Here is a 25,165-nt window from a genome sequence, read left to right as displayed (position 1 = left end):
ATGTCGAGCCCTGCCCCCGACGATCTGCGGTCCTGGCTGACAGCGACCTTGTTGCCCGGCTGGATCGCCCGCGCCTTCGATCCGGCGCGGCCCGGTTTCGTCGAATATCTCGGGCCGGATGGCACGCCCGAGATCAGCGACCTGCGCACGACCCTGGTCACGGCGCGTCTGACCTATGTCTTCAGCCATGCCCATCTGCTCGGCGTACCCGGCGCGCTCGCTGCGGCACGCCACGGCTTCACTTTTCTGACCGGCGCCTGCCGGGGCGCCGATGGGCGATTCGTCCATTCCTGCACTGAGCGTGGCGAAATCGTCGACGGCAAGACCGACTTCTACGACCTCGCCTTCGTGCTTTTCGCGCTCGGCTGGTTCGCGAAGGCGACCGGCGAGACGGACGTGCTGGCAATCGCCGGCGAGGTGATGGACTTCCTTGATGGCGAGCTGGCCGACCCCGCCGGGGGCTTTCGCGAGGACACGCTGGGTACGCAGCCGCGGCGGCAGAACCCGCATATGCATCTGCTCGAGGCCTGCCACGCCCTCGCGGCGGTGTCGCACCACCCGCGCTGGCTGACGACGGCCGACAGGCTCGTGCAGCTGATGCGGGAGCGGATGCTGGACGGCAATGGCACGCTTGGCGAGTTTTTCAGCGAGGACTGGGCGGCCTTCCCCGGCTCGCGCGGACTGATCCGCGAGCCCGGTCATCATTTCGAGTGGACGTGGCTGCTTCATCACCACGAGCGATTGACCGGGTCGGCCGAAGCTCGCGAGACGGCGCGCAAGCTCCATGCGTTTGGGCAGCGTCAGGTCGACGCTACCGCCAGTTCGTTGCGGCTCGTCGTGAACGAGGTGGACCCGGCAGGGCGTGTGCTGAACGGCGCTGCGCTGCTCTGGCCGCAGACCGAATACCTGAAGGCGCTCGTCGCACGCATCGAATTCGAGGGCGACGCCGATGCCGCAGCACGGCTCGACCAGCATCTGCGCCTGATGTTCCGGCACTTCGTCGACGCCAAGAGCGGGGTTTGGGTCAACCAGCTCGACGACCGGGGGCGGCCGATCAGCGAGCGGGTCCCGGTCCGGGTGCTCTACCATCTCGTGCTGGCGCTCGCCGAGGTCTGCCGCGTCACCAAGGGCGACGCGGCCTTCCAACGACCCTCGCCCGCTACAGCACCGAACCCGGATTGAGCAGGCCCTTGGGATCGAGCGCCGCCTTCACCGTCCGCATCAGGTCGAGCTCGACCGGGTCCTTGACGCCGGGCAGGAGTGAGCGCTTGAGGCGGCCGATGCCATGCTCGGCCGAGATCGAGCCCTTGAGCTCGGTGACGATGGCATGCACCGCCTCGTTCATCGCGCCCCAGCCGGCGAGATAGGCGGCCTTGTCGGCGCCGATCGGCTGGCTGACGTTGAAATGGATGTTGCCGTCGCCGAGATGGCCGAAGGGCACCGGCCGGCAGCCCGGCACCATTTCCTCGACCTTGGCGATCGCTCGCTTCAGGAACTCCGGCGTCGCATGCAGCGGCACGGAGACGTCGTGCTTGATCGAGCCGCCCTCATGGGTCTGCACCTCCGAGAGCATCTCGCGCAGCTTCCAGAGATCGGCGCGCTGGCCGAGCGAGCCGGCGAGCACGGCGTCGGTGACGAGCCCCTCCTCGAGCGCCCCGCCGAGGAACGCCTCGACGGCGTCGGTGAGCCCGGTTTCGGCTTGGGCGCTGACCTCCATCAGCACATACCAGGGCGAGGGCCCCGACAGCGGGTCGCGGGCGCCGCTGGCGTGGCGGACGACGAAGTCGAGGCCGATGCGCGGCATGAGCTCGAAAGTGGTGAGCGTGCCGCCGGCGCTGGCCTTTGCCTTGTTCAGGAGCGCGAGCGCCGCATCCGGATCAGGCACGGCGAGGAAGGCGGTGGCGCGCGCCGCCGGCAGCGGGAAGAGTTTCAGCACGGCGGCGGTGATGATGCCGAGCGTACCCTCCGAGCCGATGAAGAGGTTCTTGAGGTCGTAGCCGGTGTTGTCCTTGCGGAGCTGGCGCAGGCCGTTCCAGACGCGGCCATCGGCCAGCACAACCTCAAGGCCGAGGCAAAGCTCGCGGGCATTGCCGTAGGCGATCACCGCCGTGCCGCCGGCGTTCGTCGAGAGGTTGCCGCCGATCGTGCAGGAGCCCTCCGAGGCGAGCGAGAGCGGGAACAGCCGGCCGGCGGCCTCGGCCGCCTCCTGCGCCTCCTGCAAGGACACGCCGGCTTCGACGGTCATGGTGTCGCCCGCGGGATCGACCGAGCGCACCTTATCGAGCCGCTGCAGCGAGAGGATGATCTCCCGGCCCTCGGCGATCGGGATCTGCCCGCCGACGAGGCCGGTATTGCCGCCCTGCGGCACGATCGTCGCGCCGGTGAGGCTCGCCCACTTCATCACCGCCGACACCTCGGCGACCGAGCCCGGCCGGACGACGGCCTGCGCCTTGCCACGGAAGAGATCACGCCATTCCCTCAGATAGGGCACCATCGCATCGGCATCGGTGATCACGTTCTTGCCGCCGACGATGCCGGCCAGAGCTTCGAAAACGGGCGCGCTCATCGTGCCTCCGGAACCTGATCACTTGCGGCCGGCGGTCTTGCGGAAGACGCCGACGAGTTCGATGTGGGCGGAATAGCGGAACTGGTCGACCGGCGTCACGCGCTCAAGCGCATAGCCGCCTGCGACCAAAAGCGCCGCGTCGCGGGCAAAGCTGCCGACATCGCAGGAAACATAGGCCACCAAGGGCACCTTCGAGGCGGCGAGCCGCTTCACCTGCGCTTCCGCCCCGGCGCGCGGCGGATCGAGCACGACGGCATCGAATACGTTGAGCTCGTGCTCCAGCAAGGGGCGGCGGAAGAGGTCGCGCGCCTCCGCAGCAACCGGCTTCAGGCCTTGCGTATGGTTGGCGGCCCGGCTCAGTGCCTGAATCGCGGCCTTGTCGCTCTCGAAAGCCGAAACCTGCGCTTTCTCAGCGAGCCGGACGCTGAACGGGCCGCAGCCGGCGAAGAGATCGGCGACGCGCTTCGCTTTCGGGATCGCATCGAGTACGAGGCGCGACAGCATCGCCTCGCCCTCCGACGTCGCCTGCAGGAAGCCGCCGGGCGCCGGCGTCACCGCCGCCTTGCCCATCAGCTGGAAGGGCGCGCGCCGCTCGACGATGATCTCGCCATGCATGGCGAGCCGGGCGAGATCGAGCCGCTCGGCCGCTTCGGTGAGTTGACGGCGTAAGGCATCGCCCGCCGGACCATGACCGCGGATATCGACGTCCAGGCCTGCTTCAGAAGCGGTCAATTGGATGTCGAGCGGCTTGTTCGAGGCGCGCAGGCGGTTCGCGAGATGCTGCGCCACGATCGGTGCCCGCTCCAGCCCCGGCGCCAGCACCGGGCAGGCCTGGACTTCGATCAGGTCGTGTGTACCTGCCACCATGAAGCCCACGCGCATCCCATCATCCTCGCGGCGGGCATGGAAGGTGACGCGTCTGCGGCCAACGCCATGGGCATCGACGACAGGAAGCACCTCTGTCTCCAGCCCGGCGCGGGAGAGCGCCGTCACCACCTGCTGGCGCTTCCATTCGGCATAGAGCCCCTCGCCCATATGCTGGGCGGCGCAGCCACCGCAGCGCGTGAAGAGCGGGCAGATCGCGGCGATGCGCGAGGCGGATGGTGTCAGGATCTCGACGACCTGCGCGCGATCGCCATCGCGTACGGCCCGCACGCTCTCGCCGGGCAGGGCGAAGGGCACGAAGACCTGGCCCTGCACCGTCTCGGCGACGCCGTCGCCGCGCTGGCCGAGCCGCGCGATCGTGAGCGTTTCATTCATGGCGAGGGCAGACATGTGTTTCCAGATCGTGACGTGATTGCGGGTTTGGCCTATCAGGTGCCGAGCGACAGGGAAATGGCTGGAGTTGCCTGACATGACTATCCGCAACGGCGTCGTCGAAGCGATCGGCAACACACCCCTGATCAAACTGAAGCGCGCCTCACAGGAAACCGGCTGCGAGATCCTCGGCAAGGCCGAGTTCATGAACCCTGGCCAGTCGGTCAAGGATCGCGCCGCGCTCGCCATCATCCGCGACGCCGAGAAGAGCGGTGCGCTCCGGCCCGGCGGCGTCATCGTCGAGGGCACGGCCGGCAATACCGGCATCGGCCTCGCGCTCGTCGGCAATGCGCTCGGCTACCGCTCGGTGATCGTCATCCCGGAGACGCAGAGCCAGGAAAAGAAGGACATGCTGCGGCTCGCCGGCGCGACGCTGGTCGAGGTCCCGGCGGTCGGCTACGTCAACCCGAACAACTACGTGAAGGTCTCCGGCCGCCTCGCCGAGGAACTGGCCAGAACCGAGCCCAACGGCGCGATCTGGGCCAACCAGTTCGACAATGTCGCCAACCGCCAGGGCCATATCGAGACCACCGGCCCGGAGATCTGGCAGCAGACGCAGGGCAAGGTCGACGGCTTCGTCAGCGCCGTCGGCACCGGCGGGACGCTCGCCGGTGTCGCCATCGCGCTGAAGGGCTTCAACCCGAAGATCAGGATCGCGCTCGCCGACCCGATGGGCGCGGCGCTCTACGCCTACTACACCACCGGCGAACTCAAGGCCGAGGGCTCCTCGATCACCGAGGGCATCGGCCAGGGCCGGATCACGGCGAATCTCAAGGACGCCCCGATCGACGTCGCCTTCCAGATCCCGGACGAGGAGGCGATCCCGCTCTGCTTCCAGCTGCTAGAGGAAGAGGGCCTGTGCCTTGGCGGCTCCTCCGGCATCAATGTCGCCGGCGCGATCCGGCTGGCGAAGGAGATGGGGCCCGGCCACACCATCGTGACCATCCTCTGCGACTACGGCACGCGCTATCAGTCGAAGCTGTTCAACCCGGAGTTCCTGCGCTCGAAGAACCTGCCGGTGCCGGGCTGGCTGGAGCGCGATGGCGGGCTGAAGGATGTGCTGACGAAGGTAATGGCCTAAACGCCGTGCGCCCGCCGACCGGATCACTTCTCTCCGCGCTGCTGAACGCGCCGATCCGTCAAGGTCGGGTCGTCTGGATCGGATTGCGACCGGCACGGCGCGCGGCGATGACCAACGTCGAGACGGCCACGGCGAGTGCGGCGGAAGGCCTTGTCGGCGATCGCTATAGCGGCCGGAGCGGCTCGCGGCAGGTCACGCTGATCCAGCGAGAACATCTCGCAGCGATCGCCAGCCATCTCGGGCTGGATCACGTCGCGCCTGAGCAGCTGCGCCGCAACATCGTCGTCGAAGGCCTCAATCTCACGGCCTTAAAGGACCATCACTTCCGGATCGGCACGGCCGTCCTCGCCTGGACCGGCGAATGCCATCCCTGCTCGCGGATGGAAGAGACATTCGGCTCTGGCGGCTACAACGCCGTGCGCGGCCATGGCGGCATCACGGCGCGGGTGATCGAAAGCGGAGCGATCGCGATCGGCGACAGGCTGGAGCGGCTTCCCGCAACCAGCCTGTAACTGGGCGGCGTCAAGCCGTCTGCGCGCCGGCGTCGATCGCCTCGATATCACCGGCGCGGTCGTACTGCGCCTGGTCGAGCATGCCCTGGCGCTTGGCGACGATGGTCGGCACCAGGGCCTGGCCGGCGACGTTCACGGCGGTACGGCCCATGTCGAGGATGGGGTCGATCGCCAGCAGCAGGCCGACACCGGCGAGCGGCAGGCCGAGGGTCGACAAGGTCAGGGTCAGCATCACTGTCGCGCCGGTCAGGCCCGCGGTCGCGGCCGAGCCGATCACCGAGACGAAGGCGATCAGCACATACTCCTGCAGGCCGAGCGGGACGCCGTAGAACTGCGCGACGAAGATCGCCGAGATCGCCGGGTAGATCGCGGCGCAGCCATCCATCTTGGTGGTGGCGCCCAGCGGTACGGCGAAGGCGGCGTATTCGCGGGGCACGCCGAGACTCTTCTCGGTCACGGCTTCGGTCACCGGCAAGGTGCCGACCGAGGAGCGCGAGACGAAGGCGAGCTGGATCGCCGGCCAGGCTCCGGCGAAGAAGCGCAGCGGCGAAAGCCCGTGCAGGACGAGCAGCGCCGGGTAGACGATCAGCAGCACGATGGCGAGGCCGAGATAGATCGCGAAGGCGTACCAGGAGAGCTGCTGCAGCGTCTGCCAGCCATATTGCGCAACGGCATTGCCGAGCAGGCCGATGGTGCCGATCGGCGTCAGCCGGATCACCCACCACAGGATCTTGCGGACGATCGCCAGCAGCGACTCGTTGAAGGCGAGGAAGCTGTTGGCGCGCTCGCCGACCTTGAGGGCCGCGACGCCGACGACGATCGAGATCACCAGCAGCTGCAGCACGTTGAAGCCGAGGCGGGTCGTCGCTGCGCCACCATCGATCCGGGTCGAGGCCTGCAGGCCGAGCATGTTGGCGGGCACCAGCCCCTTCAGGAAGTCGAGCCAGGAGCCGACCGTACCCGGCGCCTTGGCGCTGGCGGCGATCGCGCCGGAATTGATGCCGGGCTGGATGATCAGGCCGAGCGCAATGCCGATCAGCACGGCGATGAAGGCGGTGAGCGCGAACCAGAGCAGCGTCTGCCAGACCAGCGCGGCGGCATTGGAGAGCTGCCTCAGATTGCTGATCGAGGCGACGATCGCGGTGAAGATCAACGGCGGCACCAAGGCCTGCAAGAGCTGCACGAAGATCGAGCCGGTCGTCTGGAGTGTGACAGTCAGCCAGTTCGGCTGGCCGGCCGCATCGGGGCCGATATTGCGCGCGATCCAGCCGAGCGCTAGGCCGACGACCATGGCGGCCAGAACCTGGAAGCCGAAATTCGCGTAAAATGGCTTGGGGCCGGCGGTCGCCGCGCCGGCTCGGGGCGTCACTGTGGTCATGATGGAAACTCGTCAATCGCCGCAGCGCGGCTGAACATGTCTGCCGCTTATATAAGCACCGCGCCAAACTGCGGGAAGCCAAACACGTCCATATTGCACCGACATCGCAGCAGGACCGTTCTCCATGAAACGGATCCGCGGAGAATAATTTTCTCCAGATCCGTTTCGATGTCCGCAAATGCCTCCGTTCAGCGCAGTGGCCAGACGAAGAGGATCAGCGGCACGGCGAGCAGGATGACCAGCAGCGACAAGGGCGCGCCGAGCCGCGCATAGTCGCCGAAGCGGTAGCCGCCCGGGCCCATCACCAGCGTATTGCACTGGTGGCCGATCGGGGTGAGGAAGTCGCAGGCCGCGCCGATCGCCACCGCCATCAGGAAGGCGTCGGGGTTGTAGCCGAGCGTCTTGGCGAAGCCCGCGCCGATCGGCGCCATCACCAATACGGTCGCGGCGTTGTTGAGGAAGGGCGTCACCGCCATGGCGGCGACCAACATCAGCCCGACGGCGCCCCAGCCGGGCAGGCCGGCGCCGAGCTGCGCCAGCAAGCCGGCGAAGACATCGGTCGCGCCCGTCACGCGCAGGCTGTCGCTGACCGGGATCAGCGCCGCCAGCATCACCAGGATCGGCGCCTCGACCGAGTCATAGGCGTCGCGCAGTGTCAGGGCGCGGGTCACCAGCAGGAGCACCGCGGCGGCAAAGAAGGCGATCGCCACCGGCAGCAGGCCGAGCGCGACGACGAAGACCGTCGTGGCGACGATCGTGCCGGTGACGAGGCGGCGGCGCGTGCTGCCGAGCTGAAGGCTGCGCGCCGCCAGCGGCAGCAGTCCGAGCTCGCGCAGGCGCTCGGGCAGGAGGTCCTCGTCGCCCTGCAGCAGCACGACGTCGCCGGCGCGCAGGCGGATGTCGCGCAAGCGCTCGGTGAAGCGCTCGCCGGCGCGGCTGATGCCGAGCAGGTTGATGTGGAAGCGCGCATGCAGGTCGATTTCGGCGGCGCTGACACCTTCGAGCAGCGAGCCCTGCGTGATGATCGCCTCGCCGGTGCGGGCCGGATCGAGCGAGCCTTCCTTCTGCGTCGAGCGATGCTGGCCGACGAGTTCGAGTTCGCTCGCAGCGACGACGCGCTCCAGGGCCTTGGGCTCGCCGCGCAGCAGCAGGATGTCGCCGGCGCGCAGGCTGGCATCGGGCAGCGGGGCGCGGCGGCGCTCGCCATCGCGCAGGATGGCGACGACCTCCACCTCGCCATCGCCCGGCTTCCTGAGATCGGCGATGGTCTGGCCGACGAGCGAAGCCTTCTCGGGCAGGCGCGCCTCGGTGACGTAGTCCTTGATGTCGAGGGCCTGGTCGAGCGAACGCGAGCCCTGGCGATCCTTCGGCAGCAGCCTGTAGGCGACACTCAGGAAGGCGCAGCCGGCGAGCGCGATGCCGATGCCGACCGGCGTGAAATCGAACATGGCGAAGGGCTCGCCGCCGAGCTCCTGTCGCACGCGTGCGACGATGACGTTGGGCGAGGTGCCAACCAGCGTGACGATGCCGCCGAGCAGGGAGGCGAAGGCCATCGGCATCAGGAAGACCGAGGGCGATTTCCCGTCCTTGCGCGCGAGCTGATAGGCGATCGGCAGCATCATCGCGAGCGCGCCGATGTTCTTGATGATCGCCGACATGGCGGCGACGACGAAGACGAGGACCGCGACCTGCGCCTGCGTCGAGCGCAGTGAGGGGGATATGCGGGCAAGCGCGGTCTCGACCAGCCCGGAACGCGCCACGGCGGCGCTGACGATCAGGGCGCTGGCGACGATGATGACGATGTCGTCGGAAAAGCCCTTGAAGGCATCCTTGGCCGGCACGACACCGAGCGCGACGCCGGCGAGCAGCGCCAGCAGCGCGATCACGTCGTAGCGGAATTTGCCCCAGACGAAGGCCGCCATCATCGCGACGACCAGGGAGCAGGACAGAATCTGAGGCAGCGTCATCCGGGCAGGCTATCCAAAGGCGGGCTGCGCCGGCACGGTCAAAGCCACTTTTTCCAGCGGAAGAACATGTAGGGCAGCACGGCGAAGAGAATCATCATGCCGACCGCCATCGGGTAGCCGAGCTGCCATTCCAACTCCGGCATCGTCTTGAAGTTCATGCCGTAGATCGAGGCGATCAGCGTCGGCGGCATCAGCGCCACCGAGACGACCGAGAACAGCTTGATGATCTTGTTCTGCTCGATGCTGACCAGGCCGAGCGTCGCGTCGAGCATGAACTGGAGCTTGTTCGACAGGGAGGTGGCGTGCTCCTCGATCGCCTGGACGTCTCGCAGCGCGGAACGCCACTCCGGGTTAAAGCCGCCAGCCGCCTTCTTGGTGCGCTTGAAATTGGCCGAGAGGTAGAGCAGCACGCGCTCGACCGAGACCATGCTCTCGCGCACATTCGAGATGATGTGCTCGTACTGGCCGATCTTGCGCACCACCGCCTGGTAGGCGCGGCCATGCTCGACATGGGCGCTGTCGCCATCGAAGATCTGGCGCGAGCGCAGGTCGATGCGGTCGCCGACGCCGCGCAGGACCTCGGCCGCGCGATCGACGATCGCTTCGATCAGCCCTTCGATCACGCCAGCCGGTTCGAGCTCGCAGCCGCCCGGCTTGGTGACACGGTTCAAGAAGATGTTGAAGGCGCCCGGCTCGTCGTAGCGTACCGTCACCAGCGCCTTCTCCGTCAGGATGAAGGTGATGTCCGCGAGTTTGGGAACATTCGTCTCGGACTGGCAGATGACCCGGGCCGTCATGTAGTGCGCCCCGTCCTCGGCATAGATGATCTCGGACGGTTCGAGATCGTGCATCTCCTCCTTGGTCGGGATCGAGATGCCGAGATGCTGTTCGACCTTGGAATCCTCGGGAGCCGTCGGATTGAGCAGGTCGATCCAGATCGAGCCGGGCGGGATCTCCTCCTCGACGGCGAGGGTCCGATGGGCGAGCTTGTCGCCGCTCGTCTGGCAGATGCCGTGGATCAGGAGCATGGCCGGTCATCCGGAATCAGGCGCGGCAAGGCGCGAATTTGCACTGCACCAACTCCAAACGCCCCGCAGTGTCAAACCGATGACGTGCCCTGAGGCAGTCGCCGAACGAGACCAGGATGGCACCTCGTCCTCGCCAATCCCGGCGCGGTGGCATGGTTAGCATAAAATCAATCGCCGCATGGGAAACTGAACCAATCAGTCATCCCTCCGAGTTTGCCATGCTCAACGCCGCGAAGAACCTCAGCATCAAGGCCATGCTCCTGACCGTCCTCGGCCTTGCCAGCGCAGCGATCGTCACGCTCTCGTCGCAAGCGCTCTGGCAGGCTTGGACACGCCATGACAGGGCCGTCGAGGTGTCCGCTCTCGCCGATCTGAACAAAGCCTATTTCACGGCGCTGCAGAACCTGCGCTACGAGCGCGGCAACGGCGCGAGCGCGCTGAGCATGCCGACCGAGAAAAACGGCGGGATGATCGAGGACGTGCTGATGCGCCGGAAGCGTCTGGACGACGCCATCGCCACGGCCCAGGGAATCGTCCGGGACAACGGCTATGAGGTTGCCAAGTCCGTCTCGACCGAGATTGACGGCCATGTTGCGGCACTGAAGCCCTTGCGCGCGAAAGTCGACGGCAACTGGAAGCTGCCGCTTGAGTCGCGGGATAAGGAACTGGCGGGGGCCAGCATGGCCCAGACCGCCAAGTTCCTGAGCGCGCTCGAGGCTGCCTCGGCGACGCTGGAGGAACGCATCCTCGCGCTTGACGCCAGCTTCGCCAACCTGACCTCCGTCCGCTCGATGGCCTGGGCCGCACGCTCGCTCAGCGGATCGTCGACGATCGTCCTCAACAACGCCGTCGCCCAGGACCGGCCGCTGGACGCCAAGGAGAGCAATGCCGTCCTCGTCAACGATGCGCGCATGGAGTTCGCCTGGGGCGTGGTGAGGCAGCTCATCGGCCAGGCCAGCACCCCGCAGGCGCTCAAGGACGCGCTCACCACCGCCGAGAATACCTATTTCGGCGGCACCTTCAAGGCGACGCGGGCCGATCTCGTCGCCAACGTGACGGGCGGGCGCAAGCCTGCGATCAATCCCGATCAATGGCGTAACCAAATCGTCGCCGCCTCCGAGACCGTCGGCGCCGTGGCAAGCCGCGCCATTGACGTCGTCTCGGATGTGGCGGACGCTAAGGCCGGTGCGGCAATGCGCTCGCTCATCGTCTACGGCCTCCTCCTGCTGGCCGCGCTGGCGCTCGCGCTCATCGGGCTCTGGCTGGTGCAGCGCCGCGTGACGCGCCCGATCACCGCGCTGACCGCCTCGATGAAGCAGCTGGCGCAGGGCGACTTCACCGCCGAGGTCATCGACAGCGGCCGTAATGACGAGATCGGCGGCATGGCCGCCGCCGTCCGGGTGTTCAAGGAGAACGGTTTGCGTGTCCAGGCGCTGGAGGCGCAGGAGCGCGCCGCCGCGGCCGAGCGGGCGGCGCGGACCGAAGCCCTGGTCGCCGTGGTCAGCGATGTCGGCACGGTCGTCGCGGCGGCGGCGGCCGGCGATTTCAGCGCGCGCCTGCGCCTGGAAAGCGCCGATGCGCAAATGCAGCTGCTGGTCGACGGCATCAACCAGATCAACGCCGTGGTCGACGGCGCGACCACCGAGTTCGCCGACATCCTCGCATCGGTCTCGCAGGGTGACCTGACCCGCCGCGTCGCGACCAGCTATCAGGGCCGCTTCGCCGAGCTTAAGCACTCCGTGAACGAGACGGTCGAGCGCCTCTCCGAGACGATCGGCGGCATCCAGGCGACGACCTCGCAGGTCTCGGCCTCCGCCCGCGAGATCAAGGCGGGCGCCGACGATCTCGCCAAGCGGACCGAGGAGCAGGCCGCCTCGCTGGAGGAAACTGCCGCGACGACCGAAGAGCTCGCCGCCTCGGTCAAGGCGAGCGCCGGCTCGTCGCAATCTGCGGCCTTGGCCTCCGACGAAGCGATGAGCGTCGCCCAGCGCGGCGGCATGATCGTGCAGGACGCGGTCGCGGCGATGGAACGGATCGAGGCCGCCTCGCGCAAGATCACCGACATCACCTCGGTGATCGACGGCATCGCGTTCCAGACCAACCTCTTGGCGCTGAACGCCGCCGTGGAAGCCGCCCGCGCCGGCGATGCCGGCAAGGGTTTTGCCGTGGTCGCCTCCGAGGTCCGCACGCTCGCCCAGCGCTCGGGCGAGGCCTCGAAGGACATCACCACCCTGATCCAGTCCTCGACCAGCGAGATCGAGGAAGGCGTCAAGCTCGTCCGCTCGGCCGGCGCCGTCCTCGACCAGATCGTCTCAGCCTCCCGGCAGGTCGCCGCGACCGTCGTCGAGATTTCGGCTGCGGCGGGCGAGCAGGCCAACGGCATCGACGAGATGAGCCAGACCGTCGCCCATATGGACGAGATGACCCAGGCGAACGCGGCGCTGGCCGAAGAGAGCGCTGCCTCGGCGGCGTCGCTCGCCGACCAGATCCACAGCCTGGATCAGCTGGTCGCGGCCTTCCGCATTGCCGGTGGCAAGGCGCGTGCGACCAGCGAGCCGGAGCGCCTGCGCAATCTCGCCGCCGCGGCGATGTCGGAAGCCCGCTCGGCGCCGCGCGCTCCAGCGCGGAAGGCACAGCCCGCCCCCGCAGCTGCGATGCCCGCCCGCAAGGTCGCGAACGGCGGAGCGCGGGACCGCGAGTGGGAAGAGTTCTGAGTCTCTGGAGCATTTCCGCGTTTCTCCGAACCGCAGAAATGCTCCAGCTCTTTATTTTATCGCATTTCCTCACGCGAACCGGCACCCACTTCGCTCAAAAATGCTCTGGCAGGCTCAGACGCCGCCCTTAACCCCCTCCGGCGGCTTGATCTCCTCAGGCACGAAGAAGTCAGGCATCAGCGGCACCGACGGATCGACCCGGTAGGGCGTGAAGTCGGTGACGCCCTCGCCGGCCATGAAGTTGTCGTCGATCAGGAAATTGCCCGAGAAGCTGCGCGAGGGCTTGTTGAAGACCATGTAGGCGGCGTCGGCCAGCATCTCGGGCGTCCGGCTCGCCTGCACCATCTTGTCGCCGCCGAGGAGGTTTTTCACCGCCGCGGTCGCGACCGTGGTGCGCGGCCAAAGCGCGTTGACGGCGATGCCCTTCGGCGCCAGCTCGCCGGCAAGGCCAAGCACACACAGGCTCATCCCATACTTCGCCATGGTGTAGGCCAGGTGCGGCGCAAACCAGCGCGTCTTCATGTCGAGCGGCGGCGACAGCATCAGGATGTGCGGGTTCTCCGCCTTCTCCAGATGCGGAATCGCGTATTTCGAGACCATGAAGGTGCCGCGCGTGTTGATCTGGTGCATCAGATCGAAGCGCTTCATGTCGGTCATCTGGGTATTGGTCAGCGAGATCGCGCTGGCATTGTTCACGACGATGTCGAGGCCGCCGAAGGTCTCGGCCGTTTTGGCGATCGCCTCGGCCACGCTCTGCTCGTCGCGGACGTCGACCATCAGCGGCAGGCACTTGCCGCCGGCCGCCTCGATCTCGGCGGCAGCGGTGTAGATCGTGCCTTCCAGCTTGGGGTGCGGCTCGGCCGTCTTGGCGGCGATGGTGACATTGGCGCCGTCGCGCGCCGCTCTGATCGCTATGGCGAGGCCGATGCCGCGCGATCCGCCGGTGATGAAGAGCGTCTTGCCCTTAAGCGACATGCAGGTCTCCTCCCTTATTGATTCCGCAAGATGAACCGGTCCGGCTGGCTGCCGTCCGCATCGGTGAAGCCATAAGCGCGCGCCAGATCGGCGACGTGCAGCACCTGCCCGGCATGGCGGGCAACATCGGGATCGGCGACCAACGCCGCGACCGCCCGGCCAGCATAGAGCGGCGTTTCCGTGGTCTCTGCGGCCATGCCAGCGTCGCGGACCCGCTCGGTCAGGACATGGCCGGGCGACAAGCCTAGCGCGGTCACGCCATAGGGCTTCAGCTCCTGCGCCATCGCCAGCGTCAGCCGGTTCATCGCCGCCTTGGACAGGTCGTAGAAGACATCGCCGAGATAGCCCCCGGCGGTGTCGAAGCTCACCGTGACAATCAGCCCCTGCCGCATCTGGACCATGGCGGGCGCGACGGCACGCGCCAGCAGCAATTGCGCGTAGACGCCACTCTCGAGACTCTCGCCGAGTCGCGCCACCGGGCGGCGCCAGAACGGCGCGCCGAAGGCCGAGCCATCAGGATAGCGCTCGCCGTCATAGCCCTCATTGCCGCCCCAGACGGCGTCGACGACGCAGTCGAGCCGGCCGAAGCGCCGAAGCGACCAGGCGACGAGCTGATCGACCTCGCGCTCATTGGTGTGGTCGCAGCGATAGGGCTCGCCGCGCCCGCCTGAAGCCTCGACCTCGCGGGCCGTGTCCTCGAAGGTCTCCGAGCGCTGGTCGGTGCGTGGGCCCGCCTCGCTGGAGCGGCCGGTGACGATCACAGTGGCGCCGGCCTGGCCGAGCGCCCGGGCGATGCCGCGCCCGAGCCCGCGCGAGGCGCCGGCGACGAGACAGACCTTGCCGGCGAGCGCGGGCCCGCTGCTCACGCCGCGAAGACCGCAGCCGAATCCTCGACCGCGCCGGCGCCCTCGGTCACCGCCAGTTCCAGCGCCGTGGCCTCGCCGACATGGTGCTCGGCATAGAAGCGAGCGGTGGCGAGCGCCGCGGCGCCCTGATCCTCGCCTTGCAGCGCCAGTGCCTTCTTCGCCAGGCTGGTGCCGCCCTGGGCGAGCGCGAACAGCTTGAGATAAGGCGTCGCGCCCGCGAGCGCGCTCGCCTGGTCGATACCCATGGTCGCCAGCATCCACTCGGTCGCGCGCTCGAGCGAGTCGACGGCAGCGCCGAGCCGCGCCGCGCTGTGGCCGAAGCCGGGCGTATTTGCCTCGCGCACCTGCGCAACGACGCCGCGCATCTCGCCGATCAACGCCTTGACCGCATCGCCATTGGAGAGCGGCAGCTTGCGCAGGACGAGGTCGATCGCCTGGATGCCGTTGGTGCCCTCGTAGATCGTGGCGATGCGGGCATCGCGCAGATGCTGGGCAGCGCCGGTCTCCTCGACATAGCCCATGCCGCCATGGATCTGGACGCCGGTCGAGGCGACCTCGACGCCGATATCGGTGGCATAGGCCTTGGCGACCGGCGTGATGATCGCTGCCCGCTCGGCGGCGGCCTTACGCCTGGCCTCGTCCGGCTCGCGATGCGAGCGGTCGAGGTTCGCGGCCAGCAGCAGCGAAAGCGTGCGCGCAGCCTGCGTCTTGGCGCGCATCTCCATCAGCATGCGGCGGATGTCGGGATGGACGATGATCGGGCTCATCGGGGCGCCCTTGGGCGCATCGAGCGCGGTGCCCTGCTTGCGCTCCTGCGCGAAGGCGAGCGCCTGCTGATAGGCGCGTTCGGCGATGGCGACGCCCTGCACCGCGACGTTGAGGCGGGCATTGTTCATCATCGTGAACATGCAGGCGAGGCCGCGATTCTCCTCGCCGATCAGCCAGCCGATCGCGCCGCCCTCGTCGCCATAGCTCATGGCGCAAGTCGGCGAGGCATGGATGCCGAGCTTGTGCTCGACGCCGGTGCAGCGGACATCGTTACGCGCCCCCAGCGAGCCGTCGGCATTGACCAGGAATTTCGGCACGAGGAAGAGCGAGATGCCGCGCGTGCCGGGAGGCGCGTCGGGCAGGCGGGCGAGGACGAGATGGACGATATTGTCCGTCATCTCGTGATCGCCATAGGTGATGAATATCTTCTGGCCGCTGATGCGGTAGGTGCCGTCGCCGGCGCGCTCGGCCTTGGAGCGCAGCGCGTTGAGGTCCGAGCCGGCCTGCGGCTCGGTCAGGTTCATCGTGCCCATCCACTCGCCGGAGACGAGCTTGGCGAGATAGGTCTCCTTCAGATAGTCGGAGCCATGGGCATGCAGCGCCTCGATCGCGCCGACCGTCAGCAACGGGCCGAGCGCGAAGGCGAAGGCGGCCGAGTTCCACATCTCGGTGCAGGCCGACTGCACCAAGGTTGGCAGGGCCTGGCCGCCATAGGCCTCTGGCCCCGGCAGCGCGTTCCAGCCGCCCTGTGCCCAGGCGTGATAGGCTTCCTTCCAGCCCGGCGGCGTGACCACAGTGCCATCCTTGAGCTTGGAGCCGACGCGGTCGCCAATAACATTCAAGGGCGCGAGGACATCGCCGGCGAACTTCGCGGCCTCCTCCAACACGGCCTCGGTGACGCCATCCGCGAGTTCCGGTGCGAGCCCCTCGGAGATCAGGGCGTCGAGCCCGGCGACATGGCGCATCGTCGCCAGGATATCCTCGACCGGAGCACGGTACGACATCGCTTACCTCCCTCGGCGCCCGCGCATTCGAGGCGGGCATTCTGCTCGTTGCATTTGACGGCGATGTTAGCGACGAACTATGCCCGCCGCCACGTGCAAGCTCGCGCAGCTTCGCGCATGCCGCGTCGGCATTGTTATAGTTTACATATGAACTTTCAAGAGCGACCGTGACAGGGCCTCGCCAGACCCAGCGCCTGATCGCCGACGAGGCCGGCATCGCCGCCGCCGCGGAGCTGCTGCGCGCCGGCAAGCTGGTCGCGCTGCCGACAGAGACGGTCTACGGGCTCGCCGCCGATGCCAGCGACGACCGCGCCGTCGCCTCGATCTATGCCGCCAAGGAACGGCCGAGCTTCAACCCGCTGATCTCGCACCTGCCGGATGTGGAGGCGGCCCGCCGGCAGGGCCTGTTCGATGCCCCAGCGCTGGCGCTGGCGAAGGCGTTCTGGCCGGGCCCACTGACTTTGGTCGTGCCGGCTTCGAGCTCGTGCACAGTCTGCAGCCTCGCCCGCGCCGGGCTCGACAGCGTTGCGCTGCGGGTACCGTCGCATCCGGTGGCGCGCGCTGTCCTGCAGGCAGCGGGCCGGCCGATCGCCGCGCCCTCGGCAAATCGCTCGGGCCGGGTCAGCCCGACGCAGGCCGAGCATGTCTTCGCCGATCTCGACAGGCGCATCGACGCCGTGCTCGATGCCGGGCCGACGGCGGTCGGGGTCGAATCCAGCATCGTCGCCTGCCTCGGCGGGGCGCCGCGCCTGCTGCGTCCGGGCGGCGTGCCGCGTGCGGCGCTGGAGGCTGCGATTGGGCAGGCCCTCGTCATCGTCGAGGAAGGCGGTACGGCCCCGCTCGCGCCAGGCCTACTCGCCTCGCACTACGCGCCGCAGGCCGCGGTCAGGCTGGATGCGGAGGCGCCGCGACCGGGCGAAGCCTGGCTCGGCTTCGGTCCGGAGCCGGATGGCGCCCTGCCCGCGCTCGCCTTCAACCTGAGTCCGTCAGGCGACCTGACCGAGGCGGCTGCCAATCTCTTCGCCGCGATGCGCCATCTTGACGATCAACGCCCGGCGACGATCGCTGTCGCGCCGATCCCCATGCATGGCCTCGGCGAAGCGATCAACGACCGCTTGCGCCGCGCCGCCGCCCCGCGCTGAACCAGGCAGCCTGGCCAAGCATACGCTTGCAAATCCGCAAGATCTGGCAATGCTGCGCGCGGGTTTGCCGGAGAGTGGCCATTGTCGACGTCGAAGCTCGCCTGGGATGATTTCCGCCTGATCAAGGCGATCGCCGATGCAGGCGGGCTGACAGGCGCGGCAGCCGCCCTCAACGTCAATCATTCGACGGTGTTCCGCCGGCTCGGCCAGATCGAGGAGCAGCTCGGCCACGCCCTCTTCGAGCGGCGGAAGACAGGCTATGTCGCAACCTCGGCCGGCGAGGAAATGACCACGCTGGCCTCGCGCATCGACGACGACGTCACCGCTTTCGGGCGCAGGCTCGCGGGGCGCGATCTCGCGCCCTCCGGCGACTTGCGCATTACCACGACCGACACGCTCTATTTGCATGTGCTCTTGCCGATCTTCGCCGCGTTCCGGGCGACGCATCCGCTGATCCGGCTCGACGTCGTCATCGCCAGCCAGACACTGAACCTCTCGCGCCGCGATGCCGACGTTGCCATTCGCGCCAGCGATTCACCAGGCGAGACACTGGTCGGGCGCCGCCTCGCCAATCTCAACTGGGCCGTCTACGCCCGTGCCGACGCACCGGCCACCGAGGCCGAGGCGCATGAGCCGAAGCTGCTGTTCAAACGCGACTGGGTCGCGCTCGGCGACCCGCTCGGCTACGTCAAGGCTGCCCGCTATGTCCGCGACCATGTCCCGGCCGAGCGGATCGCGCTGCGCTCCTCGGCCGTGCTGGGGCTGACGGAAGCCGTCGAGCAGGGGATGGGCATCGGCCCCCTGCCCTGCTTCATTGCCGACCAGCGGCCCGGGCTCGTGCGCCTGCTGCCACCGGACCCGGACTTCTCCACCGGGCTGTGGATCCTGACCCACCCCGACATCAGGCACGCGCCGCGCGTGCGCGCCTTCATGGATTTCGTCGGCGGCGAGCTGGCGAAGCGCAAAGCGCTGCTTGAAGGCGCCGGCTGAGCCTCATCCGATCTCGACGACGACCCGGCCTCGCACCTTGCCGTCGAGCAGCGCACGGCCGGTCTCGACGACATCCTCGAGCGGGATCGTCGTCGTCATCGCCGCCAGCTTCTCACGGTCGAGATCGCGCGCGAGACGCTGCCACGCTTCGAGCCGGCGCGGCTTCGGGCACATCACCGAATCGATGCCGAGCAGCGCGACGCCGCGCAGGATGAAGGGCGCGACGGAGGCCGGCAGGTCCATGCCCTGCGCCAAGCCGCAGGCAGCGACGGCGCCGCCATACTTGGTCATCGACAGGACATTGGCGAGCGTGTGCGAACCGACCGCATCGACGCCGGCGATCCAGCGCTCCTTGCCGAGCGGCCGGCCGGGGCCGGAGAGCTCATTGCGGTCGATGATCTCGGCCGCGCCGAGGCCCTTGAGGTAATCAGCTTCCTCCGGCCGGCCGGTCGAGGCGATGACGTGCCAGCCGGCCTTGGCGAGCAGCGCGGTCGCGACCGAGCCGACGCCGCCGGCCGCCCCGGTGACGACCACCGGGCCATCGGCGGGCTTTACGCCGTAACGCTCCAGCGCGAGCAGGCTGAGCATGGCGGTGTAGCCGGCGGTGCCGATCGCCATGGCCTCGGCCGGCGTCATTCCGTCGGGCAGCGGGACCAGCCAATCGCCCTTGACCCGGCTCTTCTGAGCATAGGCGCCGAGATGCGTCTCGCCGGTGCCCCAGCCGTTTAGGATGACGAGGTCGCCGGGCTTGAACTCGGGATGCTCGGAAGACTCGACCCGGCCGGCAAAGTCGATGCCGGGGATCATCGGCCAGCGCCGCACCACCGGGGCGCGGCCGGTGATGGCGAGGCCATCCTTGTAGTTCAGCGTCGAATGGGTGACGCGGACGATGACGTCGCCTTCCATCAGGTCGGCTTCGGCGAACTCGCCGAAGGCGACGCTGGTGCCGGCTTCGCCCTTGTTGGCGATGAGGGCCTTGAAGGTCGACATGAACTCACTCCCGGGAAGCTATCGAACTTTCCCTAGGAGTGACCTGCCCGGCCGCGGCCCGCAAGCGCGGCGACCGTGCATCTTTGGTCAGGCGGGTTGCGGCACGGCGCGCGCCACCGGCTTCTCGACGATCGGCAGGTTGATCAGCGCCGAGGCGACGCCGAGCGCGACCGAGAGCCACCAGACGATGGTGTAGGAGCCGAACTGCTCATAGAGGATGCCGCCGAGCAGCACGCCGAGGAAGCCGCCGACCTGATGCGAGAAGAAGGCGAAGCCGTATAGCATCGCCATGTACTTGGTGCCGAACATCAGCATGACCAGCGCCGAGGTCGGCGGCACGGTCGAGAGCCAGAACACGCCGATGACGATGCCGAAGGCGATCGCGGTCGTCGGGCTCGGCGGCAGCATGATGAAGGCGGCGATGGCGACGGCGCGACCGAAATAGATCCAGGCGAGCAGATGGCGCTTGGGCATGCGCGCCGTCAGCCAGCCCGAGCCGAGAGAGCCGACCGCATTGGCGAGGCCGATCGCGGCCAGCGTCCAGCCGCCGACCCAGGCCGGCAGGCCGGTATCCTTGAGATAGGCCGGCATATGCACGGTGATGAAGGCGAGCTGGAAGCCGCAGGTGAAGAACCCCAGCACGAGCAGGACATAGGAGCGGTGCCTGAAGGCCTCGGCCAGAGCCTGCGAGATGCTCTGGTTCGGCGCCGCGACCGCGCCGGGCGCAGCCGCCGGCTGGCTGGTGCCGCGCGTCGCCAGCATCACCGAGAGCGGTATCACCGGCAGCAAGGTGAAGGCGAAGACGATCAGCGCCTGCTGCCAGCCGAGCGTCTCGATCAGGATGTTGCCGATCGGCGGGAACAGGAACTGGCCGAAGGAACCGGCGGCGGTGCCGGCGCCGAAGGCGAGCGGGCGCCATTGCTCGGGCAGCAGCTTGCCGAAGGCGGCGAGGATCAGGTTGAAGGAGCAGGCCGAGAGCCCGAAGCCGATCAGCACGCCGGCGCCGAGATGCAGCTGCATCGGCGTCGAGGCATAGGCCATCATCACGAGGCCGGCGGCATAGAGCAGCGCGCCGATGCAGAGCACCCGCACCATGCCGAACCGGTCGGCGAGGGCGCCGGCGAAAGGCGCGCCCAAGCCCCAGAGCAGGTTCTGGATCGCCAGCGCGAGGCTGAAGATGTCGCGGCCCCAGCCGAACTGGGAGGTCATCGGGATCTGGAACAGGCCGGCGCTGGCGCGCGGCCCGAAGCTGATCAGCGCGATCAGGCAGCCGGCGGCGACGATGATCTCCGGCGCGTAGCCGCGCCGAGCGGTTGCGGTCATGACGGGCTCCGGAGCGACAAACGTGTGTCTGCACGATAGGGCGTGCAGCCCGAGCATGCCAACGCGATTTCGTTACTTGGCGCATCACAGGATTGCATGATCGCCACGCACCAAATTCATCGGATGTCGCCGGCAAACAAGGTGTTTTTCTGCTAGGATCGCCTTCGCAAATGTGGAGGCTAGCTATGCGTGCCGTCGTGCAGTTGCTGTCCGCCTACTCCTCCTGGCTCGCCCGGATGCTGCTGGTGACGCCCGAGTTCATCACCAAGGATCGCAGAGGCAACATGCCGCCGCCCTCCGGCGGCATCGGCGCCTATTGACGATCGCTGCCCGCTTTTGACCGCGGGCAGCGCGAGCCGCTGGGCTTACTTGCCCCAGCGCAGCGCCAGTGGATCGAGTTCGCGCGCGAGCTCGAGCAGACCTTCACGCGTCTGCGGATGCAGCGGCGTCAGCGGATGGCGGACGGCGTCCGACTTGATCACGCCGCCAGCCTTCATCACCGCTTTGGCCGAGCGCAGGCCGCATTGCCGGTTCTCATAGTTGATGATCGGCAGCACGCGGGCATAGAGCGCCGCCGCCTGCTTGCGGTCACCGGCGGCATGGGCGGCGAGGATCGGCTTGATCAGATCGGGGATCATCGCCGAGGTCATCGTGCCGGTGGCGCCCGCGTCGAGATCGGCCATTAGCGTGATCGCCTCCTCGCCGTCGAACGGGCCGACGATGGCGTCGCCACCCGCCTCGATCAGCGCTCGCAGCTTGCCCGCCGTGCCGGGAACCTCGATCTTGAAATAGCGAACGAGCGGCACCGCCTTGTTGAGCCTGATCATGAAGGGCACGGTCATGGTCACGCCCGAAAGCGGCGCGTCCTGGAGGATGATCGGGATTCCCGCTGTATCCGCCACGATCTTGAAATGCTCGATCATGCCCTGCTCGTCGGCCTTGAGCAGTGCGCCATGATAGGGCGGCATCATCATCAGCATCTTGGCGCCGGCATCGGCCGCGGCCTTGGCGCGCTGCGCAGCGATGCGGGTCGAGAAATGCGAGGTGGTGACGCAGACCGGCACCCGGCCGGCGACCTGCTCGATCGAGAGCCGCATGACCTCGTCGCGCTCGGCGTCGGTCAAAAGGAACTGCTCGGAGAAATTGGCGAGGATGCAGATGCCGTCGACGCCCTGGTCGACCATCAGGTCCATCACCCGGCGATTGCCCTCATGATCGACGTCGCCGTTCTCATGAAAGATCGTCGGCGCGATCGGGATGATGCCCTTATAGGGTTCGCTCATGGCTTGCTTTCTCGCTGCTTTCTGGAAACCGGCCAAGCCGGCAGTGGTCACGATTCGAGATCGGCGGCGCCCTCATAGAGACTATGCCTTGGCCGCGCGCGCCGTCACCAGCTTGCGGATGCCGCGCCTTGTCGAGCCGATCAGCGGGAAGAGCAGGAGCGCAAGAGCGATCGCCATCAGGCTCGCGACCAGCGGGTTCGACCAGAAGATCGAGAGCGAGCCCTGGCTGAAGATCATCGACTGGCGGAAGGCGTCCTCCGCCTTGTCGCCGATGACCATGGCGAGCACGAGCGGCGCGATCGGATAGTCGAGCTTCTTGAAGAGATAGCCGACGATGCCGAAAGCGAGCGCCAGCCAGATGTCAAACTGCTTGTTGCCGACAGTGTAGGCGCCGATGAAGCAGACCACGACGATCACCGGGCCGATGATCGAGAAGGGGATGCGCAGGATCGAGGCGAAGAGCGGCACGGTCGCGAGCACGACGATGACGGCGACGACGTTGCCGAGATACATCGAGGCGATCAGGCCCCAGACGAAATCGGGCCGCTCGACGAAGAGCATCGGGCCGGGATTGAGCCCCCAGATCATCAGGCCGCCCATCATCACCGCGGCGGTCGCGGAGCCGGGAATGCCGAGCGCCAGCATCGGCAGCATCGCCGAGGAGCCGGCGGCATGGTCGGCGGTCTCGGGCGAGATCACGCCCTCGGGCTCGCCCTTGCCGAACTTCTCCGGATTGCGCGAGGAGCGCTTGGCCATCGCATAGCTCATGAAGGAGGCCGCGGTCGGGCCGCCAGGCGTGATGCCCATCCAGATGCCGATGATGCTGGAGCGCAGGAGCGCCAGCCAGTAGCGCGGCAGCTTCAGCGCAGTGGCGAGCACGTCGCGTGGGCTGACCTTGGCCTTGACGCCCTCGAAGCGCAGCCCCTCCTCCATGGTCTGCAGCAGTTCGCCGAGGCCGAACAGCCCGATCACCGCGATCAGGAAGCTGACGCCGGCGAGCAACACGTCGAACTCATAGGTCAGGCGGATATTGCCCGAGACCGAGTCCATGCCGATCGAGGCGAAGGCGAAGCCCATCGCCATCGAGACGATCGTCTTCAGCGGCGAGGCGCCGCCAAGGCCGACAAAGCTGGCGAAGGTCATGAAGTAGACCGCGAAATACTCCGGCGAAGAGAATTTCAGCGCAAAGCGCGCGACCCAGCCCGAGAGCAGCGTGATCAGGATGACGCCTGCCATGGCGCCGATGCCGGCCGAGAGGAAGGCGAATGAGAGCGCTTCGGTCGCCCTGCCCTGCTTGGCCATCGGGTGGCCGTCGAAGGTGGTGGCCACCGAGGATGGTTCGCCGGGGATATTGAAGAGGATCGAAGTGGTCGAGCCGCCGAAGAGCGCGCCCCAATAAAGCGAGGTCAGGAGGATGATCGCCGAGACCGGGTCCATCGAGAAGGTCAGCGGCAGCATCAGCGAGACGCCGTTGGGCGCGCCCAGGCCCGGCAGCACGCCGACCAAGATGCCGAGCAGCACGCCGGCCATCATCAATGCGACGTGATGGGTCGTCAGCGCGACCTGGAAGCCGTGGAGAAGCGAGGCGAAGTTTTCCATGGAAACCGTCCGGCTCGCGGATTCAGAGACCGAGCATCGCCTCGATCGGCCCTTTGAGCAGGCCGACCTGGGCGAATTTCTCGAGGCCGAGATAGAAGAAGGCGGCGGTGCCGAAAGCCGTCGCAAGCGAGGGCAGCCAGCCAAAGCGGCCCTGGAAGCGCATCGCGAAGACGAGGTAGAGCAGCATCGCGACGTACATGCCGAGCGTGACGGTCAGGATGACGAATGCGAGCATCGGCAGGAAGAAGGAGAGGACGCGCTTGCCCTGCTCCCTGTCGAGGAAGATGCCAGCGAGCGCCGCCGAGCCGCCCATGCGCCGGCCGACCGTGGTTGCTATCGTGCCGGCGCTGGCGAGCGCGATCAGCAGGCCGCAATAGAACGGGAACGCGCCGGGCTGCGGGCCGGAGGAGTCCCAGCCGATGCCGAACTCGCGGGCGCCGCCCACGATGACGAGGCCGAAGGCGAGCGTCGCCAAAGCTGTCGCGATCTCGGCCTGGAAACGGCTGATCATCGGCTTTCCTCCTGCAAACGTCAGCCGCCCAACCTGACGAAGTCGTCCCGGGCGACCGAAGGGAGACCCGGGACCCATTCCGGAACGGTTCAGGAATGGGTCCCGGATCGGCGCCGCTGACGCGGCTTGTCCGGGATGACTCTGCGGTTACTGGACGACCCAGCCTTCGTTCTTGAAGACCTTGGCGTTGGCGGCCTCGTCCTTGGCGACGAAGTCGGTGAACTCCTTGCCCTTCATAAACCGGGCGGTCTGCGCGGTGCGCGCGATGAACTCGGCCCATTCCGGCGTCTTGCTGACCTTCTCCATCACGTCGGCATAGAAGGCGACGGCGTCGGCCGGGACCTCGGCCGGCAGCCAGACGGTGCGCGGCATCTGGAAGGATTCGAGCGGCAGGCCGGCCTCCTTGCAGGTCGGGATGTCGCCCCAGCCCTTGCCGTCATGGATCGGCTCGCTCTTGGCAAGGCGCACCGGCGAGAAGACGCAGAGCGGCTTCACCTGACCGGCCTTCCACTGTCCGATGTTCTCGTTCGGGTTGTTGGTGTTGGAATCGACATGGCCGCCGGCAAGCTGGGTCGCAGCCGCGCCGCCGCCCTGGAAGGGAACGTAAATCCACTTGGCGCCGGTCGCCTCCTGGATCATCGCAGTCAGGGTCTGGTCGGTGTCCTTGGACTGGCTGCCGGCCATCTTGAGGCTGCCGGGCTTGGCCTTGGCCGCCTCGATATAGGCCTTGGCGTCGGCATAGGGCGCATCGCCCTTGACCCAGATCAGGAACTCGTCGAGCGCCAGCGCCGAGACCGGCGTCAGGTCGGAGAGCTTGTAGCCGAGCTTGGCGACATAGGGCAGCAGATAGGCGTTGTTGGTGCCGAAGACGACCTTGTGGGCATCACCCTTGGCGCCCTTGCCGTAAATGTAGCCCTCGGCGCCGCTGCCGCCGCCCTTGTTGAGCACGACGACCGGCTGCTCGATCAGCTTGTGCTTGGTGATGATCGACTGGACGATGCGGGCGAAATTGTCGGTGCCGCCGCCGGGGCCCGAGGTCACCACGAATTCGATCGGCTTGGTCGGCTGCCAGGCCGCGGCCGGAACCACCGCGGCGATGACGGAAGCGAGCGCGGCGCTGGCCGCAATACAGAAACGTTTCATGCTGTTTC

Annotated in this window: 21 protein-coding genes; 7 read left to right on the top strand and 14 right to left on the bottom strand. The window is 67.6% G+C overall.

The window, feature by feature from the left end; translation table 11 throughout:
• Window positions 1-1,182 (top strand): AGE family epimerase/isomerase, encoded by a 1,182-nt coding sequence (locus ACFPOB_RS28360; RefSeq protein WP_377801609.1) that lies wholly within the window; start codon window positions 1-3, stop codon window positions 1,180-1,182.
• Here the strand turns inward: ACFPOB_RS28360 and ACFPOB_RS28355 are convergent.
• Window positions 1,160-2,566: an FAD-binding oxidoreductase gene (locus tag ACFPOB_RS28355; RefSeq protein WP_377801608.1), complete on the bottom strand. Its 1,407-nt coding sequence runs from the start codon at window positions 2,564-2,566 to the stop codon at window positions 1,160-1,162. The two genes, ACFPOB_RS28360 and ACFPOB_RS28355, sit on opposite strands and share 23 nt — an antisense overlap.
• An 18-nt stretch (window positions 2,567-2,584) precedes the next feature.
• Window positions 2,585-3,841, bottom strand: a complete 1,257-nt coding sequence (locus ACFPOB_RS28350; protein WP_377801607.1) for a class I SAM-dependent RNA methyltransferase — start codon at window positions 3,839-3,841, stop codon at window positions 2,585-2,587.
• A gap of 79 nt (window positions 3,842-3,920) precedes the next feature.
• Here ACFPOB_RS28350 and ACFPOB_RS28345 point away from each other — a divergent pair, with 79 nt between their 5' ends.
• Both ACFPOB_RS28345 and ACFPOB_RS28340 read left to right on the top strand, forming a co-directional pair.
• A complete protein-coding gene (locus tag ACFPOB_RS28345; RefSeq protein ID WP_377801606.1) occupies window positions 3,921-4,964 on the top strand; it encodes a cysteine synthase A in 1,044 nt (347 codons plus the stop codon).
• Between the two features lie 107 nt (window positions 4,965-5,071).
• Window positions 5,072-5,476: an MOSC domain-containing protein gene (locus ACFPOB_RS28340; RefSeq protein ID WP_377801605.1), complete on the top strand. Its 405-nt coding sequence runs from the start codon at window positions 5,072-5,074 to the stop codon at window positions 5,474-5,476.
• A gap of 10 nt (window positions 5,477-5,486) precedes the next feature.
• On the opposite strand, the gene ACFPOB_RS28335 is transcribed toward ACFPOB_RS28340, so the two are convergent.
• From ACFPOB_RS28335 to ACFPOB_RS28325, 3 genes are all read right to left on the bottom strand, one after another.
• A complete protein-coding gene (locus ACFPOB_RS28335; protein WP_377801604.1) occupies window positions 5,487-6,854 on the bottom strand; it encodes a dicarboxylate/amino acid:cation symporter in 1,368 nt (455 codons plus the stop codon).
• 188 nt (window positions 6,855-7,042) lie between these two features.
• Window positions 7,043-8,821, bottom strand: a complete 1,779-nt coding sequence (locus ACFPOB_RS28330) for an SLC13 family permease (protein WP_377801603.1) — start codon at window positions 8,819-8,821, stop codon at window positions 7,043-7,045.
• Between the two features lie 38 nt (window positions 8,822-8,859).
• Window positions 8,860-9,849 (bottom strand): magnesium transporter CorA family protein, encoded by a 990-nt coding sequence (locus ACFPOB_RS28325; protein ID WP_377801602.1) that lies wholly within the window; start codon window positions 9,847-9,849, stop codon window positions 8,860-8,862.
• A gap of 218 nt (window positions 9,850-10,067) precedes the next feature.
• Between ACFPOB_RS28325 and ACFPOB_RS28320 the strand changes: the two genes are divergently transcribed.
• Window positions 10,068-12,563 carry a methyl-accepting chemotaxis protein gene (locus tag ACFPOB_RS28320; RefSeq protein ID WP_377801601.1) on the top strand — a complete coding sequence of 832 codons (2,496 nt, stop codon included), beginning with the start codon at window positions 10,068-10,070 and terminating at the stop codon, window positions 12,561-12,563.
• A 114-nt stretch (window positions 12,564-12,677) separates the two neighbouring features.
• Here the strand turns inward: ACFPOB_RS28320 and ACFPOB_RS28315 are convergent, their stop codons facing one another.
• From ACFPOB_RS28315 to ACFPOB_RS28305, 3 genes are read right to left on the bottom strand one after another with little or no spacing between them, the layout of a single operon-like run.
• Window positions 12,678-13,538 carry an SDR family oxidoreductase gene (locus ACFPOB_RS28315; protein WP_377801600.1) on the bottom strand — a complete coding sequence of 287 codons (861 nt, stop codon included), beginning with the start codon at window positions 13,536-13,538 and terminating at the stop codon, window positions 12,678-12,680.
• 14 nt (window positions 13,539-13,552) lie between these two features.
• Complete coding sequence (locus tag ACFPOB_RS28310) at window positions 13,553-14,404, bottom strand: SDR family NAD(P)-dependent oxidoreductase (protein WP_377801599.1); 852 nt, start codon at window positions 14,402-14,404, stop codon at window positions 13,553-13,555.
• Window positions 14,401-16,176, bottom strand: coding sequence for an acyl-CoA dehydrogenase (locus ACFPOB_RS28305; protein ID WP_377801598.1), 1,776 nt, complete (start codon window positions 16,174-16,176; stop codon window positions 14,401-14,403). Before ACFPOB_RS28305 ends, ACFPOB_RS28310 begins: the two co-directional genes overlap by 4 nt.
• Window positions 16,177-16,343: 167 nt before the next feature.
• On the opposite strand from ACFPOB_RS28305, the gene ACFPOB_RS28300 reads away from it, so the two are divergent.
• Both ACFPOB_RS28300 and ACFPOB_RS28295 read left to right on the top strand, forming a co-directional pair.
• Window positions 16,344-17,318, top strand: coding sequence for an L-threonylcarbamoyladenylate synthase (locus tag ACFPOB_RS28300; RefSeq protein ID WP_377801597.1), 975 nt, complete (start codon window positions 16,344-16,346; stop codon window positions 17,316-17,318).
• A gap of 81 nt (window positions 17,319-17,399) precedes the next feature.
• Window positions 17,400-18,308 carry a LysR family transcriptional regulator gene (locus ACFPOB_RS28295; protein ID WP_377801596.1) on the top strand — a complete coding sequence of 303 codons (909 nt, stop codon included), beginning with the start codon at window positions 17,400-17,402 and terminating at the stop codon, window positions 18,306-18,308.
• Between the two features lie 3 nt (window positions 18,309-18,311).
• On the opposite strand, the gene acuI is transcribed toward ACFPOB_RS28295, so the two are convergent.
• Together acuI and ACFPOB_RS28285 are read right to left on the bottom strand one after the other, a co-directional pair.
• Complete coding sequence (gene acuI, locus ACFPOB_RS28290) at window positions 18,312-19,298, bottom strand: acrylyl-CoA reductase (NADPH) (protein ID WP_377801595.1); 987 nt, start codon at window positions 19,296-19,298, stop codon at window positions 18,312-18,314.
• Between the two features lie 87 nt (window positions 19,299-19,385).
• Entirely contained in the window at window positions 19,386-20,621 is a 1,236-nt protein-coding gene (locus ACFPOB_RS28285) for an MFS transporter (protein ID WP_377801594.1), read from the bottom strand.
• Window positions 20,622-20,806: 185 nt separating this feature from the next.
• On the opposite strand from ACFPOB_RS28285, the gene ACFPOB_RS28280 reads away from it, so the two are divergent.
• On the top strand, window positions 20,807-20,941 hold the full coding sequence (locus ACFPOB_RS28280) for a hypothetical protein (protein WP_377801593.1): 135 nt from the start codon (window positions 20,807-20,809) through the stop codon (window positions 20,939-20,941).
• 45 nt (window positions 20,942-20,986) lie between these two features.
• On the opposite strand, the gene ACFPOB_RS28275 is transcribed toward ACFPOB_RS28280, so the two are convergent.
• From ACFPOB_RS28275 to ACFPOB_RS28260, 4 genes are all read right to left on the bottom strand, one after another.
• On the bottom strand, window positions 20,987-21,904 hold the full coding sequence (locus ACFPOB_RS28275) for a dihydrodipicolinate synthase family protein (RefSeq protein ID WP_377801592.1): 918 nt from the start codon (window positions 21,902-21,904) through the stop codon (window positions 20,987-20,989).
• 81 nt (window positions 21,905-21,985) lie between these two features.
• On the bottom strand, window positions 21,986-23,503 hold the full coding sequence (locus ACFPOB_RS28270) for a tripartite tricarboxylate transporter permease (protein ID WP_377801591.1): 1,518 nt from the start codon (window positions 23,501-23,503) through the stop codon (window positions 21,986-21,988).
• 22 nt (window positions 23,504-23,525) lie between these two features.
• Window positions 23,526-24,014 carry a tripartite tricarboxylate transporter TctB family protein gene (locus tag ACFPOB_RS28265; RefSeq protein ID WP_377801590.1) on the bottom strand — a complete coding sequence of 163 codons (489 nt, stop codon included), beginning with the start codon at window positions 24,012-24,014 and terminating at the stop codon, window positions 23,526-23,528.
• A gap of 147 nt (window positions 24,015-24,161) precedes the next feature.
• Window positions 24,162-25,157 (bottom strand): Bug family tripartite tricarboxylate transporter substrate binding protein, encoded by a 996-nt coding sequence (locus ACFPOB_RS28260; RefSeq protein WP_377801589.1) that lies wholly within the window; start codon window positions 25,155-25,157, stop codon window positions 24,162-24,164.
• Window positions 25,158-25,165: the final 8 nt, after the last annotated feature.

The organism is Allobosea eneae (genome assembly GCF_042657265.1).
In the GTDB taxonomy this organism is placed as follows: Bacteria; Pseudomonadota; Alphaproteobacteria; order Rhizobiales; family Beijerinckiaceae; genus Allobosea; species Allobosea eneae.
This window is presented reverse-complemented; position numbering and strand designations above follow the sequence as displayed.